Here is a 16,873-nt window from a genome sequence, read left to right as displayed (position 1 = left end):
CTCCTTACAGGAACATCAGGAAATAGAGTAAGAATACATTGACGATAAGCAACAGGATACCGGTCGGTATCTGGGCTTTAATCACCGCGTTTTTATCCGGCAGTTCCAGCAGCGCCGCCGGGACAATATTGAAGTTCGCCGCCATCGGCGTCATCAGCGTGCCGCAGTAGCCGGAAAACATACCAATCGCCGCCATTACCGCCGGATTGCCGCCGTGCTGCAGGACTAAAATCGGAATGCCAACTCCGGCGGTCACAATCGGGAAAGCGGCAAAGGCGTTGCCCATCACCATTGTCAGCACCGCCATGCCGATGGTATACACAGCCACGGCGATAAAGCGGTTATCGACCGCCAGATAGTGCTCGGTCAGCCATGAAATGCTGGTTCCGACGCCCGCTGCGGTAAACAGCAGCCCCAGCACCGCGAGGATTTGCGGCAGGATAAAGGCCCAGCCGACGGAATCAAGCAAACGGCGCGCTTCCTGCATTGGCTGCGCCACCGTTTCATGCGTCATACGAATCGCCATCGCCAGGCCAATCAGCGTACCGACAGTCATCGAGAACAGAGTAATCAGCGTCGCGTGGTTGCCCGGCCCGAAGAGCGCCACCTGCCATGAGGGCAGATTGTTAAACAGCAGTACGCCAATGACGGTGACGACCGGAATCGCCAGCGCCGGAAAGAAAAGTTTGTTGCCGAGGCGTTTCGCGCTGGTGGTTTTCTCTTCCTGGGTACGCTGATGGTAGCTGCCGAGGCGCACGCCGCCAAAACCGGCGATCAGCGCCAGGACGACCACCACCCCGCCGACAGCGATATTCACCGTACGCTTATCGCCCACCAGTTGATATGTCCAGTCGCCGAGCAAGAACACCAGCCCGTACAGGCCCCAGAACAGACCGGTTGTCAGACGCCGCGGATTGCTTTTGTCGCGCCAGGACATGATAGCCACGACCAGCAGTACCGCGCTGGCCAGCCAGTATAAATAGGTTTGCTGGAAATTCATGCCGCACCGCCTTTCGCCTGTCCGGCGTTTATCCGGTCCAGCTCGCGCTGGAGATGGCGATCGAGTCGCCACAGGCGCGCGGCGTGGATCAGAAAGGCGCAGATCGCCGTCGGGATCCCCCACAGGGCAATATGCAACGGTTCCGTCTGGATCCCACCCGACTCCAGCATAAAGTTGTGCATGAAGATGATCGCGCCGAAGGCGACAAAAATATCTTCGCCGAAGAACAGCCCGACGTTATCGGTCGCCGCCGACATCGCGCGCAGGCGGTAGCGTACATTGCCCGGCAGCGGGCCAAAGCGCTTTTCCGCCGCCCCCTCCGCCATCGGCGCCAGCAGCGGGCGCACCATTTGCGGATGTCCGCCGAGGCTGGTCAACCCCAGAGCGGCGGTGGCTTCGCGCACAAACAGATAGACGATCAGCAGACGTCCGGCGGTCGCGCTATGGATCTTCGCGATCCACGCCTGCGCCCGCTCTTTCAGACCATGGCGCTCCAGCAGCCCGATCACCGCCAGCGGCAGCAGCAGAATAAACGGCAGATTACGGGTATTCAGGAAGCCCTCGCCCAGTTTCTCCAGAATAGTGGCTATTGGCATATGCGCCGCCACGCCGGTGACGATCCCGGAGATAATCACCACCAGCACCGGGTTAAAGCGTAATACAAAACCGACCACAATCACGGCAATGCCGATTAGCGGCCAGAGGGATATCGCCTCTTGCATAATAACGTCCTGTTCAGTTGTGAGTATTGTGAGTGTTGTTAATTATTTGATTTAATTATTATTAATAACTTAGGCGGACTATTACTCGAGGTCCGCGCTGACGTCGATATTCCGCCCGGCAAACGCGGCGCGCAAGCGTCGGGCGAAATCGAGCGCGTGAGCGCCATCGCCATGCAGGCAGACCGTTTCCGCCTTAACATGCGCCCATTCGCCGCTCAGGCTGCGCACCCGATTGTGCTGCACCATTTCCAGCGTTTGCGCCAGCGCCTGCTCTTCGCTCTCAATCAGCGCGCCCGGTTGGCTACGCGGCACCAGGCTGCCGTCGGCCTGATAGCCGCGATCGGCGAAGACTTCCTGGCGCGTCGTCAACTGATAATGCTGTCCGGCGCGGATAAGCTCGCTGCCCGCCAGCCCAACCAGCACCAGGTCGGCGTCGGCATCGCGCACCGCACGGGCGATAGCGTCGGCCAAAGGCGGCTCTTTCGCCGCCTGGTTGTACAACATGCCATGCGGTTTGACGTGCCGCAGCTCGCCCCCCTGGGCGTGTACGATTGCCGCCAGCGCGCCAATTTGATACAGCACCTGGGCGTAGACCGTCTCTGGCGGTAACTGCATCGCGGTTCGACCGAAATTTTCCCGGTCCGGGAAGCTCGGGTGTGCGCCAATAGCGACGCCTTTTTTCAGCGCCTCGCGCACGCATTGCTGCATGAGAACCGCATCGCCGGCGTGAAAGCCGCAGGCGATATTGGCGGAAGAGACCAGCTGCAGCAGCGCGCTATCGCTGGCGCAGCCTTCGCCGAGGTCGGCATTTAAATCAATTTTCATCGCTTAATCTCCAGGCCAGTTGTTCAAGGTAGCGCTGCTGGTCGGCGCGCGCTTTTAGCGCTTCATCCAGCGAACAGGGGGCGAAATGGATCGGCTGACCTAGCGGAATTTGCGCCAGTTGGTACATATCGGCTTCAATAATGCAGGCTATACGCGGATAGCCGCCGGTGGTTTGCGCATCGTTCATCAACACAATCGGCTGGCCGTTATGCGGTACCTGTACCACGCCGGGCAGCAGGCCATGAGAGAGCATTTCCCGGTCGGTTGTGCGCCTGAGCGGCTGCCCCTGCAGGCGGTAGCCCATACGGTTGCTTTGCGGACTCAGCTTCCACGGCGAGCGCCAGAAAGACTCCTGCGACACGCTGTCGAATTCGTGATACTCCGGCCCCGGCAGCGCGCGAATAATANNCTTTCAGATCGGTAGAGCGGGAACCTAAAACTTCAGGGACATCAATACCGCCAGCGACCGCCAGATAGCTGCGGATCCCATGCTGAGGATTTTTCAGCACCAGCCGCTGCCCGGCCTTCGCCTCCATTCGCCAGCCCAACCAGACCGGCGCGCCGTCGAGCGTCGCTTCACAGGCGGCGCCGGTCAACGCGAACCAGCAGTGGCGGGTGAACTGCACATCGATCTGACCCAGCGTAATTTCCAGCGCCGCCGCCTCCGGCGCATTGCCCACCAGCAGATTGGCAATGGTCATCGCCGGTTTATCCAGCGCGCCGCAGCGGCTAATCCCCCACTGGCGCTGGCCTTCCCGGCCGCCATCCTGTACCGAGGTATACATGCCGGCGCGGATAAATTTCAACATACCCCCTCCTTCTGCGGCACAAAGCGCACGCGATCGCCGGAACGCAGCAGCACCGGCTCTTCACGGTTTGGATCGAATAATGCCAGCGGCGTGCGCCCCAGCAGCTGCCAGCCGCCCGGCGTCGCCAGCGGATAAATACCGGTTTGCGATCCGCCGATACCGACGGATCCCGCCGGAACCAGTACGCGCGGCTCGGCGCGACGCGGCATCGCCAGCTGCTCCGGCAGGCCGCCAAAATACGGAAACCCCGGCTGGAAACCCAGAAACCACACCATATACTCCACCGAAGAGTGCAGTTCGACCACCTGCTTTTCGCTCAAACCGCTATGGCGCGCGACGTCGCCAAGATCTGGTCCCGCCTCGCCGCCGTAGATAACCGGGATACTTATCTCACGGGATTCCGGCTCCAGCGCATCGCTCTCTTCCCACCAGCGCTGCAGCTTGTCAATCGCCTCCCACGCCATCTCCTGCGGATGACGCAGCACAACGGTGATGTTGTTCATCCCCGGGATCACTTCAACCACCTCTTCGCGATCGGTCAACCGCTGCGTCAGGCCCCAGATACGTTTTTGGCTCTCCAGGGTCACCGGAGGCTCAAGCTCCAGGACCACCGCCGTTTCACCTAACAGATAACAACGCGCTCGCTGCACTTTCTTCTCTCCCGTCAGGCAGGGTTAGGAATATCAATAAAGGTAACATCCAGATCGGTCGTTTCCGTCAGCCATTCGCTGAGGGCGCGAATGCCGCCCCGCTCGGTGGCGTGGTGGCCGGCGGCATAAAAATGCAGGCCCTGCTCGCGGGCAGAGTGAATAGTTTGTTCCGACACTTCGCCGGTGATAAAGGCGTCCACGCCAAAGCGCGCCGCGGCGTCGATAAAGCTCTGGCCGCCGCCGGTACACCAGGCGACGCGGCTGACGGTGTCCGGCCCGGTATCGCCGCACCACAGCGGCTTGCGCCCCAGTCGCGCTTCGATCCACGAGGCCAGTTCGAGGCCGGAAACCGGCATCGACAGCTCGCCCCACGGCACCAGCGGTTCGATTTCGCCGAGCACGTTAATCCCCAGCAGATGCGCCAGCTGCGCGTTATTGCCCAGCTCCGGATGGGCATCCAGCGGCAGGTGCCAACCGTAGAGATTGATATCGTTGGCCAGCAGGGTTTTCAGGCGACGGCGCTTCATGCCGCGGATCACTGGCGATTCGTTTTTCCAGAAATAGCCGTGATGAACAATCACCGCATCCGCCTGCAGACGGACGGCCTCATCCAGCAGCGCCTGGCAGGCCGTCACTCCGGTGACGATCTTGTGCACCGTTTCGCGTCCTTCCACCTGCAGACCGTTAGGGGCGAAGTCACTGATGGCCGCACTATTGAGCTTGTCGTTGATCAGTTGTTCCAGTTCGCTATTTTTCATCGCCACTCCAGCAGATAATCAGGTTATACAAAGGCATAACATAACCATATCCATTCGGGTCGTCGATAGTCCGCTACCGTCACTGACCATGACTTTTTAACGAATCCCGCAATTTGTCTATTCATCCCGCCGCGCATTAGTGTATATTTATGCACTAATAAAGCATATTAAATAATCAGAAAGCCCCTCAAGCCATGAATATGACTGATAAATCGCTATTCATGCAGAACGATCGACTTTCGCTTTACGCCAGGAAACACACTTCATATGCAGACAACATCATCGCAGCCGCGGGCGATCTACTACGTCGTGGCGCTGCAAATCTGGGAGTATTTTAGCTTTTACGGCATGCGCGCCCTGCTGATCCTCTATCTCACCAATCAGCTCAAATATGACGATAACCATGCCTACGCCCTGTTCAGCGCCTACTGTTCGCTGGTCTATGTGACGCCGATCCTCGGCGGCTATCTGGCCGATAAGCTGTTAGGCAACCGGATGGCGGTCATGCTCGGCGTGCTGCTGATGGCCATTGGCCATCTGGTGCTCGGGGCCAGCGAAACCGCTCCGCTTTTCCTGTACCTGTCGCTGGCGATCATCGTCTGCGGCTACGGGTTGTTTAAATCCAACGTCAGCTGTCTGCTGGGCGAGCTGTACGAACCCGCCGATCCGCGTCGCGATGGCGGCTTTTCGCTGATGTATGCCGCCGGCAATATCGGCTCGATTATCGCGCCGATCGCCTGCGGCTACGTACAGGAGGAGTATAGCTGGGCGATGGGCTTTGCCCTGGCGGCCATCGGCATGGTCGCGGGGCTGGTGATTTTCCTCTGCGGCAACCGTCATTTCCAGCATACCGCCGGCGTCAACCGCCAGGCGCTGTGCGCGCGCCGCTTCCTGTTGCCGAACTGGGGCTGGCTGCTGGTATTGCTGGTTACCGCCCCGCTGCTGATTGCGGTACTGTTCTGGCAGGAGTGGTCGGTGTATGCCCTGATCGTGGCCACGGCCATTGGCCTCGCGGTACTGGCGCGGATCTACCTGCGCGCCGAAACCGATAAACAGCGCAAGGATCTGCGCCTGATCGTCGTCCTGACCGCTTTCAGCCTGCTGTTCTGGGCCTTCGCCCAACAGGGCGGGAGCTCCATCAGCCTGTATATTGACCGCTTCGTTAACCGCCATATCATGAGCTACGAAGTCCCTACCGCTATGTTCCAGTCAATCAACGCCTTCGCGGTGATGCTCTGCGGCATGGTGCTGGCGTGGCTGGTGAAAGAGAGCGTGAACGGCAATCGCACCGTGCGCATCTGGGGGAAATTTGCCCTCGGTCTGGGCCTGATGAGCGCCGGGTTCTGCATTTTGACCCTCAGCGCCCGCTGGTCGGCGGCCTATGGCCAGTCGTCCATGCCGCTGATGGTGCTGGGTCTGGCGGTGATGGGCTTTGCCGAACTGTTTATCGACCCGGTCGCCATGTCGCAGATCACCCGCATTGAGATCCCAGGTGTCACTGGGGTGCTGACCGGTATCTATATGCTGCTCTCAGGGGCCATCGCCAACTATCTGGCCGGCGTTATCGCCGACCAGACCTCGCAGGCGTCATTCGACGCCGCCGGAGCGGTGAACTACTCCATTGACGCCTACATTACCGTCTTCAGCCAGATCACCTGGGGCGCGCTGGCCTGCGTCGGCGTGGTGCTGGTCATCTGGCTGTATCATTCGCTGAAAGTCAGGACCCGCCGTCTGGCGGTGGAGTAATTCCTTTTCTGGCGGCCTCCCAGGCCGCCAGCGTCTCCTGCCGCGCCTGCTTGTGATCAACTATCGGGCGCGAATAATCCAGCGTGATCCCTTGTTTATCCGCCCACGCCCACGGCTGATGCAGGGCCTTCTCCGGCACCTTTGCCAGCTCCGGCAGCCAGCGACGTATAAACACCCCCTGTTTATCAAACTTTTCGCCCTGGGTGGTGGGATTAAATATGCGGAAATAGGGCGCGGCGTCGGTGCCCGTTGAAGCCGCCCACTGCCAGCCGCCGTTATTCGCCGCCAGGTCGCCATCAATCAGCTGGCTCATGAAATAGCGCTCGCCCGCCCGCCAGTCGAGGCGCAAATCTTTGGTCAGGAAGCTGGCGACAATCATGCGCAACCGGTTATGCATCCAGCCGGTGGCGTTAAGCTGGCGCATGGCGGCATCAACAATTGGAAAACCGGTCTCCCCGCGCTGCCAGGCCTGTAGGGCGGCCTCCTCTGCGCGCCAGGCGACCTTATCTGTCCAGGCAGTAAATGGCCGTCCTTTACAGAGCTTCGGATAGTAGACCATCAGATGGCGATAAAACTCGCGCCAGATCAGCTCATTAAGCCAGGTGGCGCCGGCTCCGCCGTCCAGCGCGGCGGGATGTTCCGTCAGCAGACGATGCAGGCACTGGCGGGGGGACAGCACGCCGATGGCCAGGCAGGGCGACAGGCGACTGGTCCCTTCCACGGCCGGGAAGTCGCGCTGCCCCTCGTAATCCGCCGCCGCTTGCTGACAAAACGCGCGCAGACGCGCCAGCGCCGTTTTTTCATCCGCGGCAAACAGCAGCCCGTCGAACGGCGTTTGCGGGTAGTTAAGCTCAGGCAGCGGCGGCGCCTGGCAGGCAGGCGCCTGGCGCGGCTTCGGGGCCGCCACGCACGCCGGCAGTCCGTCCCGCAGACGGCGAATAAACGCATTTTTAAACGGGGTGAAGACTTTATACATTTCGCCGCCACCGGTCAGTACGCTGCCGGGCGGCAACAGGACGCTGTCGTCAAAGCCCTGGCAAATCACGTCGCGCAAGGTGTTCTCAACGGCGGCATCGCGCTGGCGTTCATTGAATTCGTACTGATAGTTGTAGAACAGGTGACTGACCTGATGCTGCTGGCAAAAATCGGCCAGCCGTTCGACGCTGGCGGTAAAATCGTCCGCCTCTTCTACCCACAGCGGTATGCCCCGTTCCGCCAGCGCGGCATGCAGACTCTGTAAATGGCTGGCGATAAAAGCGGCCTGCCGTGGCGCCAGGTGATGTTCACGCCACTGCCCCGGGGTGGCGATATACAGCGCCAGCACCTGCGCCTGCGGATCGCGGCAGGCGGCAGCCAGCGCCAGGTTATCGTGAATGCGTAAATCCGTGCGTAACCAGACCAGATGGGTGGCCATATCACTCCTTATTATCCGTCAGCAATAATCATCTTATGATCTAAGCCGGCAAAAATAGCGCGCTCCGGCAAAATACGCACCTGCCAATTCCAAGGCGGCGCATAAAAACGAGTGTAGACAAGCGGCGAAAAAAAACCGCCGGGGCAACCCGGCGGTCTTGTTATTTTCTTCGCAGCAGGAGGATTAATAGAAATCGTGAGCGGCTTTCTCCGCCTGCGCCATCCACACCGGCTGCTCGCTGGTTTTCGACCACACCCGGTGCAGCCAGCTGTAGTAGCGGGCGCGATCTTTCCAGAACAGCATCACCGGCAGCGCCGCGACGCCAGCCACGACGGCGAAAGCACGACGCAGCAAAATAATATGAGCAGGATAAGCTTTGTACAACGCCATCATTTCTCTCCCCTTTGTCAGGCCGGCAAGCAGCGCCGGTAAAATTAATCATGTTTGTCTGAGCAAAATAATACCGCTCTGCTTGTAATTTTACTACTCATCCGACCACTAAAAAGCACGTATTTATACTTAATTTACATTCGCCACGTAAATTAGTTACGAAAAAGTTAAATTAATACTAACCATCAGTTAATTTGTGCCTTTGTCATTTTTATACTTTTTTTACACCGCACCCGCGGATTTTTGCGAAATCTTTGCGCCGTAATTTCTATCCTCCAGGTAAATCGAAAACACACCCGGAGGTGGATTGTGACTGCAGGCGTACTCACTGGCGTTGGGCTGGTGTTCCTGTTACTGGCTTATCTGGTTTATGCCTTGATACATGCGGAGGCATTCTGATGGCTGCCCAGGGATTTTTATTATTAGCCAGCTATCTGCTGGTATTGCTGGTGCTGGCGCGCCCGCTGGGGATGTGTCTGGCAAGAATGGTGAACGATATCCCGCTTCCCGGCCTGGCCGGCGTCGAGCGCGTCCTGTGGCGCGTGGCCGGGATCCGCGCCGAAGAGATGGGCTGGCTGCAGTATTTGCTGGCGCTCCTGCTGTTTAACGCCCTCGGCGGCCTGGCGCTGTTTGCCCTGCTGATGCTCCAGGGCGTGCTGCCGTTTAACCCGCAGCACCTGCCGGGGCTGTCATGGGATCTGGCGCTCAATACCGCGATCAGCTTTGTCAGCAATACCAACTGGCAGGCTTACGCCGGCGAAAGCACCATGAGTTATCTCAGCCAGATGGTCGGCCTGACGGTGCAGAATTTCCTCTCCGCCGCCACCGGCATCGCCGTGGTCTTCGCCCTGACCCGCGCCTTCGCCCGGCAGAAAATGTCGACCCTCGGCAATGCCTGGGTCGATCTGACGCGCATTACCCTGTGGCTGCTGCTGCCGCTCTCTCTGCTGGTGGCCCTGTTCTTTATTCAGCAGGGCGTGCCGCAGAATCTGCAGGCCTACCAGCCCTTTACCACCCTCGAAGGGGTGCACCAGCTGCTGCCGATGGGGCCTGTCGCCTCACAGGAAGCGATTAAGCTGCTGGGCACTAACGGCGGCGGTTTCTTCAATGCCAACTCCGCCCATCCGTTTGAAAACCCGACCGCGCTGACCAATCTCGTGCAGATGCTGGCGATCTTCCTGATCCCGGCGGCGCTGTGCTTCGCCTTCGGCGAGGTGGTAAGCGATCGGCGTCAGGGACGCGCCATCCTGTGGGCAATGACGCTGATCTTTATCCTCTGCGTCGCCGTGGTGATGTGGGCGGAGACCCGCGGCAATCCGCATATGCTGACGCTGGGCGCTGACAGTAGCCTGAATATGGAAGGTAAAGAGAGTCGCTTCGGTATTCTCGCCAGCAGTCTGTTCGCGGTGATCACCACCGCCGCCTCCTGCGGCGCGGTCAATGCCATGCATGACTCCTTCACCGCGCTGGGCGGCATGGTGCCGATGTGGCTGATGCAGATTGGCGAAGTGGTGTTCGGCGGCGTCGGCTCGGGCCTGTACGGCATGCTGCTGTTCGTTATGCTGGCGGTATTTATCGCCGGGCTGATGGTCGGCCGCACCCCGGAGTACCTCGGGAAGAAAATCGATGTCCGGGAAATGAAAATGATCGCCCTCGCCATTCTGGTCACCCCGACGCTGGTGCTGCTCGGCACGGCGCTGGCGATGATGACCGACGCCGGCCGCGCCGGGATGTTCAACCCTGGACCGCACGGCTTTAGCGAAGTGCTGTACGCCGTCACCTCGGCGGCCAATAACAACGGCAGCGCCTTCGCTGGCCTGGGTGCGGCGACGCCGTTCTGGAACCTGCTGCTGGCGTTCTGCATGCTGGTCGGCCGCTTCGCCGTCATCATTCCGGTGATGGCCATCGCCGGCTCGCTGGTGGCGAAGAAAATTCAACCGGCCAGCCCCGGCACCCTGGCCACTCACGACGCCCTGTTTATCGGTTTACTGATCGGCACCGTGCTGCTGGTGGGCGCCCTGACCTTTATTCCTGCGCTGGCGCTTGGCCCGCTGGCTGAACACTTTTCCTTACTTTGAGCGATGCGGAGCACCCTGTTATGAGTCGCAAACAATTAGCCCTGCTGGAGCCGACGCTGGTGCGCCAGGCGCTGCTGGATGCCGTGAAAAAACTCAGCCCGATGGTGCAATGGCGCAATCCGGTGATGTTTATCGTCTGGGTGGGCAGTCTGTTAACTACCCTGCTGGCGATCGCCATGGCTGGCGGCGCCCTGACCGGTAGCGCCACCTTTACCGCCGCCGTCAGTATCTGGCTGTGGTTTACCGTGCTGTTCGCCAACTTTGCCGAAGCGATGGCGGAAGGCCGCAGCAAAGCCCAGGCCAACAGCCTGAAAGGGGTGAAAAAAACGGCCTTCGCCCGCAAACTGCGCGCCCCGCAGCATGACGCACCGGTCGACCACGTGCCGGCGGAAGACCTGCGCAAAGGCGACGTGGTGCTGGTGGAAGCCGGGGATATTATCCCCTGCGATGGCGAAGTCATCGAAGGCGGCGCCTCGGTGGACGAAAGCGCCATTACCGGCGAGTCTGCCCCGGTGATCCGTGAATCCGGTGGCGATTTTGCCTCGGTGACCGGCGGGACACGCATTCTCTCCGACTGGCTGGTGATCCGCTGCAGCGTGAACCCGGGAGAAACGTTCCTCGACCGGATGATCGCCATGGTGGAAGGCGCCCAGCGCCGTAAAACGCCGAACGAGATCGCCCTGACGATCCTGCTGATCGCCCTGACGCTGGTGTTCCTGCTGGCCACCGCCACCATCTGGCCCTTCTCGGCGTGGAGCGGCAATGCGGTCAGCGTTACCGTACTGGTCGCCCTGCTGGTGTGCCTGATCCCGACCACCATCGGCGGGCTGCTGTCGGCCATCGGCGTCGCCGGGATGAGCCGTATGCTCGGCGCCAACGTGATCGCCACCAGCGGCCGCGCGGTGGAAGCCGCTGGCGACGTCGATGTCCTGCTGCTGGATAAAACCGGGACCATTACCCTCGGCAACCGCCAGGCTTCCGCCTTCCTGCCGGCGCGCGGCGTGGAAGAGCGAACCCTCGCCGACGCCGCCCAGCTCTCCTCGCTGGCGGATGAAACCCCTGAGGGGCGCAGCATCGTGGTGCTGGCGAAACAGCGCTTTAACCTGCGCGAACGCGATCTGCAGTCGCTGCACGCCACCTTTGTCCCCTTTACCGCGCAAACGCGGATGAGCGGCATCAATATCGATCAGCGCATGATCCGCAAAGGGTCGGTGGACGCCATTCGCCGCCACGTGGAGGCCAACGGCGGCCACTTCCCTGTCGATGTCGATAAGCAGGTGGAAGAGGTCGCTCGCCAGGGGGCCACGCCGCTGGTGGTCGCCGAAGGCGAAAAGGTGCTGGGGATTATTGCGCTCAAAGATATCGTCAAAGGCGGCATCAAAGAACGTTTCGCCCAGCTGCGCAAAATGGGCATTAAAACGGTGATGATCACCGGCGATAACCGCCTGACCGCCGCGGCGATCGCCGCCGAGGCCGGCGTCGATGATTTCCTCGCCGAAGCGACGCCGGAAGCCAAGCTGGCGCTGATCCGCCAGTACCAGTCGGAAGGTCGGCTGGTGGCGATGACCGGCGACGGCACCAACGACGCGCCCGCGCTGGCTCAGGCCGACGTGGCGGTGGCCATGAACTCCGGCACCCAGGCGGCGAAGGAAGCTGGCAACATGGTCGACCTGGATTCCAACCCCACCAAGCTGATCGAGGTGGTCCATATCGGCAAACAGATGTTAATGACGCGCGGCTCGCTGACCACCTTCAGTATTGCCAACGACGTGGCGAAATATTTCGCCATTATTCCGGCGGCGTTTGCCGCGGTCTATCCTCAGCTGGCCATGCTGAACGTGATGGGCCTGCATTCGCCCTCATCGGCGATCCTCAGCGCCGTTATCTTCAACGCGCTGATCATCGTCTTCCTGATCCCGCTGGCCCTGAAAGGCGTCAGCTATCGCCCGCTCTCCGCCTCGGCGATGCTGCGCCGCAACCTGTGGATCTACGGCCTCGGCGGTCTGCTGGTGCCCTTTATCGGTATTAAAGCCATCGACCTGCTGCTGACCCTGAGCGGTCTGGTGTGAGGAACAAACTATGTCATTGATTCGTCCGGCACTTGTGCTATTTATTCTGTTAACGCTGCTCACCGGCGGCGTCTATCCTCTGCTTACCACCAGCCTGGGACAATGGTGGTTTAACTCACAGGCCAACGGCTCGCTGATCCGCCTGAACGGTGAAGTGCGCGGCTCGGCGCTGATTGGCCAGAACTTCACCGCCGCAGGCTATTTCCAGGGCCGCCCGTCGGCCACCGCGGAGACGGCGGATAATCCCATGGCCTCTGGCGGCGGCAACCTCGCCGCCAGCAACCCGGCGCTGGATAAAGCGGTGAGCGAGCGCGTGCAGGCCCTGCGCGCCGCCAACCCGGACGCCGACCCGCGGGTGCCGGTCGAACTGGTCACCACCTCGGCGAGCGGTCTCGATAACAACCTGACTCCGGCCGCCGCGCTGTGGCAGGTGCCCCGGGTGGCTCAAGCGCGCCAGCTGAGCGTTGAGCAGGTAACCCAGTTGGTGAATCAGGCCACACAAACCCCGCTGCTGAGCTTCCTTGGCCAGCCGGTGGTCAATATACTGCAACTCAATATGGCGCTGGATGCCCTGAAGGATAAGTAAATGAGTGACGAGCCGCTGCGCCCGGACCCTGACCGCCTGCTGCAGCACACCGCCGCCCCGCATCGCGGCAAACTGAAAGTGTTCTTTGGCGCCTGCGCCGGGGTGGGGAAAACCTGGGCGATGCTGGCAGAAGCGCAGCGGCTGCGCGCCCAGGGGCTGGATATTCTGATTGGCGTGGCGGAGACCCACGGCCGTAAAGAGACCGCCGCGATGCTGCAGGGCCTGAGCACTCTGCCGCCGCGGCGGCTTGCCCATCGCGGGCGGTACGTCTATGAGTTCGATCTCGACGCCGCCCTCGCCCGCCGTCCGGCGCTGATTCTGGTGGATGAGCTGGCGCACAGCAATGCGCCAGGCTCCCGCCATCCAAAGCGCTGGCAGGATGTGGATGAACTGCTGGAGGCCGGGATAGATGTTTTCACTACCGTTAACGTCCAGCATCTGGAAAGCCTGAATGACGTCGTCAGCGGGATCACCGGCGTGCAGGTGCGGGAGACGGTTCCCGATCCCTTCTTTGACGCCGCGGACGACGTGGTGCTGGTGGACCTCCCCCCTGACGATCTGCGCCAGCGGCTCAATGAGGGCAAAGTCTACATCGGCGGCCAGGCCGAGCGCGCTATCGAAAACTTTTTCCGCAAGGGCAATCTGATTGCGCTGCGCGAGCTGGCCCTGCGCCGCACCGCCGACCGCGTCGATGAGCAGATGCGCGCCTGGCGCGACCGTCAGGGCCAGGAGAAAGTCTGGCACACCCGCGATGCGATCCTGCTCTGTATCGGGCACAACACCGGCAGCGAAAAGCTGGTGCGCGCCGCCGCCCGGCTCGCCGCCCGCCTGGGCAGCGTCTGGCATGCGGTGTATGTCGAGACCCCTTCCCTGCACCGGCTACCGGAAGGCCGGCGGCGGGCTATTCTCGCCGCGCTGCGTCTGGCCCAGGAGCTGGGGGCCGAAACCGCCACCCTCTCCGACCCGTCGGAAGAGAAAGCGGTCCTCCATTACGCCCGCGAACATAACCTCGGCAAAATCGTCATTGGCCGCCAAAGCAAGCGCCGCTGGTGGGATCGCAGCGGCTTCGCCGATCGTCTGGCTCGCCATGCGCCGGACCTCGATCTGGTGGTGATCGCCCTCGATGAGAAACCCTTCCCCCTTGCCGCACGCGCCAGCGACAGCCGTCCGGCGCTGGAGAAATGGCGCCTGCAGCTGCAGGGCTGCGGGGTGGCGGTGGCGCTATGCGCCATCATTACCCTGGTGGCCATGCAGTGGTTGATGGCCTTCGAAGCCGCCAACCTGGTGATGCTCTATCTGCTGGGGGTGGTGCTCATCGCCCTGGTCTATGGCCGCTGGCCGTCGGTGCTGGCGACGGTGATCAACGTCATCAGCTTCGATCTCTTTTTTGTCGCCCCGCGCGGGACGTTGGCGGTGTCGGATGTCCAGTATCTGCTCACCTTCGGCGTGATGCTCACCGTGGGCCTGCTTATCGGTAACCTCACCGCCGGCGTGCGCTACCAGGCGCGGGTGGCGCGCTACCGTGAACGCCGTACCCGCCATCTGTATGAGATGTCTAAAGCGCTGGCGGTGGGTCGCAGCCAGCAGGATATCGCCACCACCAGCGAGCGGTTTATCGCCTCCACCTTTCAGGCCCGCAGCCAGCTGCTGCTCCCGGACGCCCAGGGAAAACTGCTGCCCTTAACCCACCAGCCAGGGCTGACCCCATGGGATGACGCCATCGCCCGCTGGAGCTTTGATAAGGCCCAACCTGCCGGCGCCGGCACCGATACCCTGCCCGGCGTGCCGTATCAGATCTTGCCCCTGAAGAGCGCCGCCCGCACCTGGGGACTACTGGTGGTGGAACCGGAGAATCTGCGCCAACTGATGATCCCGGAGCAGCAGCGGCTGCTGGAGACCTTTACCCTGCTGGTGGCCAGCGCCCTGGAGCGCCTCACCCTGACCGCCAGCGAAGAGCAGGCCCGTCTGACCAGCGAGCGGGAAAGCCTGCGTAACTCGCTGCTCGCCGCCCTGTCGCACGATCTGCGTACTCCGCTAACCGTGCTGTTTGGCCAGGCGGAAATTCTGACCCTCGATCTGGCCAGCGAAGGTTCAAAACATGCCCCGCAGGCCAACGAAATCCGCCAGCATGTGCTCAACACCACCCGGCTGGTGAACAACCTGTTGGATATGGCGCGGATCCAGTCCGGCGGCTTTAATCTGCATAAGGAGTGGCTGACGCTGGAGGAAGTGGTCGGCAGCGCGCTGCGTATGCTCGAACCGAGCCTCGGCGGCCAGCATATTCAGCTGGATTTACCCGATCCCCTCCAGCTGGTGCATGTCGACGGGCCGCTGTTCGAGCGGGTGCTGATCAACCTGCTGGAAAATGCCCATAAGTATGCCGGCGCCCGGGCGAGCATCGGCATTCGCGCCGAGGCGGACGCCCGGCAGCTGTCGCTGGAAGTATGGGATAACGGTCCTGGGATCCCGGCAGGCCAGGAACAGACTATCTTTGATAAATTCGCCCGCGGCAACAAAGAGTCGGCGATCCCTGGCGTCGGGCTGGGCCTTGCCATCTGTCAGGCCATCGTCGACGTCCACGGCGGGACCATCTCCGCCAGCAACCGGCCCGAGGGCGGCGCCTCATTCCGTGTTACACTGCCGGGAGAAACGCCCCCTGAACTGGAAGAGCTACCTGAGGAATTGTGATTAACGTTCTGATTATCGAAGACGAACACGCTATCCGACGCTTTCTGCGCACCGCGCTGGAAGCCGACGGCATGCGCGTATTTGAAGCGGAAACCCTGCAGCGTGGGCTGATTGAAGCCGCCACCCGTAAGCCCGACCTCGCGATCCTCGATCTCGGCCTGCCGGATGGTGACGGCATTGATTTTATTCGCGACCTGCGTCAGTGGAGCCAGATGCCGATTATCGTCCTGTCAGCGCGTAGCGAAGAGCATGACAAAATTGCCGCCCTGGATGCCGGCGCCGATGACTACTTAAGTAAACCCTTTGGCATCGGCGAGCTGCAGGCCCGCCTGCGCGTCGCGCTGCGTCGCCACGGCGCGGCGCAGGCCGATGAGCCGGTGGTGCGCTTCGCTGACCTGGAGGTCAATATCCCCGCCCGCCGCATCCTGCGCGGCAGCGAAGAGATCCACCTGACGCCTATCGAGTTTCGCCTGCTGGCGGCGCTGTTGAATAATCCCGGCAAAGTGCTTACCCAGCGCCAGCTGCTGAATCAGGTGTGGGGGCCTAACGCCGTGGAGCACAGCCACTATCTGCGGATCTATATGGGTCATCTGCGACAAAAGCTGGAGGCCGATCCGGCACGGCCGCAGCATTTGCTGACCGAAACCGGGATTGGCTATCGCTTTATGCCCTGAATCCCGCCTCTGCAGTACCAGAGGCTGGCGATTTTCAGCCCTTCAGAGAGCAGCAGAAAGCCTGCCAGGATCGCTAAATGCCGGACGCCGGCAGCCTGAATCAGCCACAGGCCCAGCGATAGCGAAGGCTGCATAAACAGCAGCCTGAGCGGCGCCTGCCCCCAGGCCAGCCACAGCGCATAGCGGCTCTGGCGGAAAAAAAAGATCATCGATAGCGGGATGCTGATAATCAGCAGAACATTCAGCGGGTACAGCCAGACCGCCGCGGAGCCCCAGGTGTGCAGCAGCTGGAGATAAGCCAGCAGATCGTCGTAAAAAGGGAGGCGGCGGTGGGCAATATTCCACCATAAGAATTGCAGGACGAAAAAGAGATCCATCCACGCCCAGAACAAAAACAGAGACTTCCGTTGTATTTTCATCGCTATCCTTGCGAAAAAAATCAGGCCCGCAAGGGGCCTGATGGT

At 61.2% G+C, this 16,873-nt stretch carries 15 protein-coding genes and 1 pseudogene; 7 read left to right on the top strand and 9 right to left on the bottom strand.

From position 1 onward, the window contains the following. Window positions 1-4: 4 nt before the first annotated feature. From KHQ28_RS00505 to KHQ28_RS00480, 6 genes and pseudogenes are all read right to left on the bottom strand, one after another. Window positions 5-1,000, bottom strand: coding sequence for a DUF979 domain-containing protein (locus tag KHQ28_RS00505; RefSeq protein WP_032419207.1), 996 nt, complete (start codon window positions 998-1,000; stop codon window positions 5-7). Beyond that, window positions 997-1,722, bottom strand: a complete 726-nt coding sequence (locus tag KHQ28_RS00500) for a DUF969 domain-containing protein (protein ID WP_002894928.1) — start codon at window positions 1,720-1,722, stop codon at window positions 997-999. The genes KHQ28_RS00505 and KHQ28_RS00500 overlap by 4 nt, the downstream gene beginning before the upstream one ends. An 81-nt stretch (window positions 1,723-1,803) precedes the next feature. Next, the gene (gene pxpA / locus KHQ28_RS00495) at window positions 1,804-2,547 is read right to left on the bottom strand and encodes a 5-oxoprolinase subunit PxpA (protein ID WP_032419208.1); all 744 of its coding nucleotides are present in this window, start codon (window positions 2,545-2,547) and stop codon (window positions 1,804-1,806) included. Further along, a pseudogene (locus tag KHQ28_RS00490) lies at window positions 2,537-3,356 on the bottom strand (biotin-dependent carboxyltransferase family protein). Before KHQ28_RS00490 ends, pxpA begins: the two are co-directional and overlap by 11 nt. Beyond that, window positions 3,350-4,006, bottom strand: coding sequence for a 5-oxoprolinase subunit PxpB (pxpB, locus tag KHQ28_RS00485; RefSeq protein WP_032419210.1), 657 nt, complete (start codon window positions 4,004-4,006; stop codon window positions 3,350-3,352). The pseudogene KHQ28_RS00490 and the gene pxpB overlap by 7 nt, the downstream one beginning before the upstream one ends. A 14-nt stretch (window positions 4,007-4,020) precedes the next feature. Then, entirely contained in the window at window positions 4,021-4,764 is a 744-nt protein-coding gene (locus KHQ28_RS00480; protein WP_004176858.1) for a type 2 GTP cyclohydrolase I, read from the bottom strand. A gap of 267 nt (window positions 4,765-5,031) precedes the next feature. Between KHQ28_RS00480 and dtpD the strand changes: the two genes are divergently transcribed. Then, entirely contained in the window at window positions 5,032-6,510 is a 1,479-nt protein-coding gene (dtpD, locus tag KHQ28_RS00475) for a dipeptide permease DtpD (RefSeq protein WP_032419211.1), read from the top strand. Here dtpD and phrB read toward each other — a convergent pair. Then, window positions 6,482-7,924, bottom strand: a complete 1,443-nt coding sequence (gene phrB, locus KHQ28_RS00470) for a deoxyribodipyrimidine photo-lyase (protein ID WP_004147610.1) — start codon at window positions 7,922-7,924, stop codon at window positions 6,482-6,484. The genes dtpD and phrB overlap by 29 nt on opposite strands. Before the next feature lie 183 nt (window positions 7,925-8,107). Next, window positions 8,108-8,317 (bottom strand): DUF2517 family protein, encoded by a 210-nt coding sequence (locus KHQ28_RS00465; RefSeq protein WP_004142243.1) that lies wholly within the window; start codon window positions 8,315-8,317, stop codon window positions 8,108-8,110. A gap of 306 nt (window positions 8,318-8,623) precedes the next feature. On the opposite strand from KHQ28_RS00465, the gene kdpF reads away from it, so the two are divergent. The 6 genes from kdpF to kdpE are packed head-to-tail and all read left to right on the top strand — an operon-like array spanning window position 8,624 to window position 16,409. Then, window positions 8,624-8,713 (top strand): K(+)-transporting ATPase subunit F, encoded by a 90-nt coding sequence (gene kdpF, locus KHQ28_RS29540; protein ID WP_020323459.1) that lies wholly within the window; start codon window positions 8,624-8,626, stop codon window positions 8,711-8,713. Then, the gene (gene kdpA / locus KHQ28_RS00455; protein ID WP_032419212.1) at window positions 8,713-10,392 is read left to right on the top strand and encodes a potassium-transporting ATPase subunit KdpA; all 1,680 of its coding nucleotides are present in this window, start codon (window positions 8,713-8,715) and stop codon (window positions 10,390-10,392) included. The genes kdpF and kdpA overlap by 1 nt, the downstream gene beginning before the upstream one ends. A 20-nt stretch (window positions 10,393-10,412) precedes the next feature. Beyond that, window positions 10,413-12,461 carry a potassium-transporting ATPase subunit KdpB gene (gene kdpB, locus KHQ28_RS00450; protein ID WP_004142246.1) on the top strand — a complete coding sequence of 683 codons (2,049 nt, stop codon included), beginning with the start codon at window positions 10,413-10,415 and terminating at the stop codon, window positions 12,459-12,461. 10 nt (window positions 12,462-12,471) lie between these two features. Continuing rightward, window positions 12,472-13,047 (top strand): potassium-transporting ATPase subunit KdpC, encoded by a 576-nt coding sequence (kdpC, locus tag KHQ28_RS00445; protein ID WP_032419213.1) that lies wholly within the window; start codon window positions 12,472-12,474, stop codon window positions 13,045-13,047. Beyond that, window positions 13,048-15,735 (top strand): two-component system sensor histidine kinase KdpD, encoded by a 2,688-nt coding sequence (gene kdpD / locus KHQ28_RS00440; protein ID WP_032419214.1) that lies wholly within the window; start codon window positions 13,048-13,050, stop codon window positions 15,733-15,735. Continuing rightward, entirely contained in the window at window positions 15,732-16,409 is a 678-nt protein-coding gene (gene kdpE, locus KHQ28_RS00435; protein ID WP_002894776.1) for a two-component system response regulator KdpE, read from the top strand. Before kdpD ends, kdpE begins: the two co-directional genes overlap by 4 nt. Here kdpE and KHQ28_RS00430 read toward each other — a convergent pair. Next, window positions 16,391-16,828 carry a hypothetical protein gene (locus tag KHQ28_RS00430; RefSeq protein ID WP_004176864.1) on the bottom strand — a complete coding sequence of 146 codons (438 nt, stop codon included), beginning with the start codon at window positions 16,826-16,828 and terminating at the stop codon, window positions 16,391-16,393. The genes kdpE and KHQ28_RS00430 overlap by 19 nt on opposite strands. Window positions 16,829-16,873: the final 45 nt, after the last annotated feature.

Origin of the sequence: Klebsiella sp. 28 (assembly GCF_018223905.1) — a bacterium.
Classification (GTDB): Bacteria; Pseudomonadota; Gammaproteobacteria; order Enterobacterales; family Enterobacteriaceae; genus Klebsiella; species Klebsiella pneumoniae.
Note: the sequence above shows the minus strand (reverse complement) of the source record. Positions and strands in the feature narration are given on the sequence as shown.

Excerpts from the sequence above, each read along its gene's own strand:
- KHQ28_RS00480 (WP_004176858.1), bottom strand. The coding sequence starts at position 4,764 with ATGAAAAATAGCGAACTGGAACAACTGATCAACGACAAGCTCAATAGT.
- dtpD (WP_032419211.1), top strand. The coding sequence starts at position 5,032 with ATGCAGACAACATCATCGCAGCCGCGGGCGATCTACTACGTCGTGGCG.
- pxpA (WP_032419208.1), bottom strand. The coding sequence starts at position 2,547 with ATGAAAATTGATTTAAATGCCGACCTCGGCGAAGGCTGCGCCAGCGAT.
- KHQ28_RS00465 (WP_004142243.1), bottom strand. The coding sequence starts at position 8,317 with ATGATGGCGTTGTACAAAGCTTATCCTGCTCATATTATTTTGCTGCGT.
- KHQ28_RS00500 (WP_002894928.1), bottom strand. The coding sequence starts at position 1,722 with ATGCAAGAGGCGATATCCCTCTGGCCGCTAATCGGCATTGCCGTGATT.
- phrB (WP_004147610.1), bottom strand. The coding sequence starts at position 7,924 with ATGGCCACCCATCTGGTCTGGTTACGCACGGATTTACGCATTCACGAT.
- kdpB (WP_004142246.1), top strand. The coding sequence starts at position 10,413 with ATGAGTCGCAAACAATTAGCCCTGCTGGAGCCGACGCTGGTGCGCCAG.
- kdpC (WP_032419213.1), top strand. The coding sequence starts at position 12,472 with ATGTCATTGATTCGTCCGGCACTTGTGCTATTTATTCTGTTAACGCTG.
- KHQ28_RS00430 (WP_004176864.1), bottom strand. The coding sequence starts at position 16,828 with ATGAAAATACAACGGAAGTCTCTGTTTTTGTTCTGGGCGTGGATGGAT.
- kdpD (WP_032419214.1), top strand. The coding sequence starts at position 13,048 with ATGAGTGACGAGCCGCTGCGCCCGGACCCTGACCGCCTGCTGCAGCAC.
- kdpA (WP_032419212.1), top strand. The coding sequence starts at position 8,713 with ATGGCTGCCCAGGGATTTTTATTATTAGCCAGCTATCTGCTGGTATTG.
- KHQ28_RS00505 (WP_032419207.1), bottom strand. The coding sequence starts at position 1,000 with ATGAATTTCCAGCAAACCTATTTATACTGGCTGGCCAGCGCGGTACTG.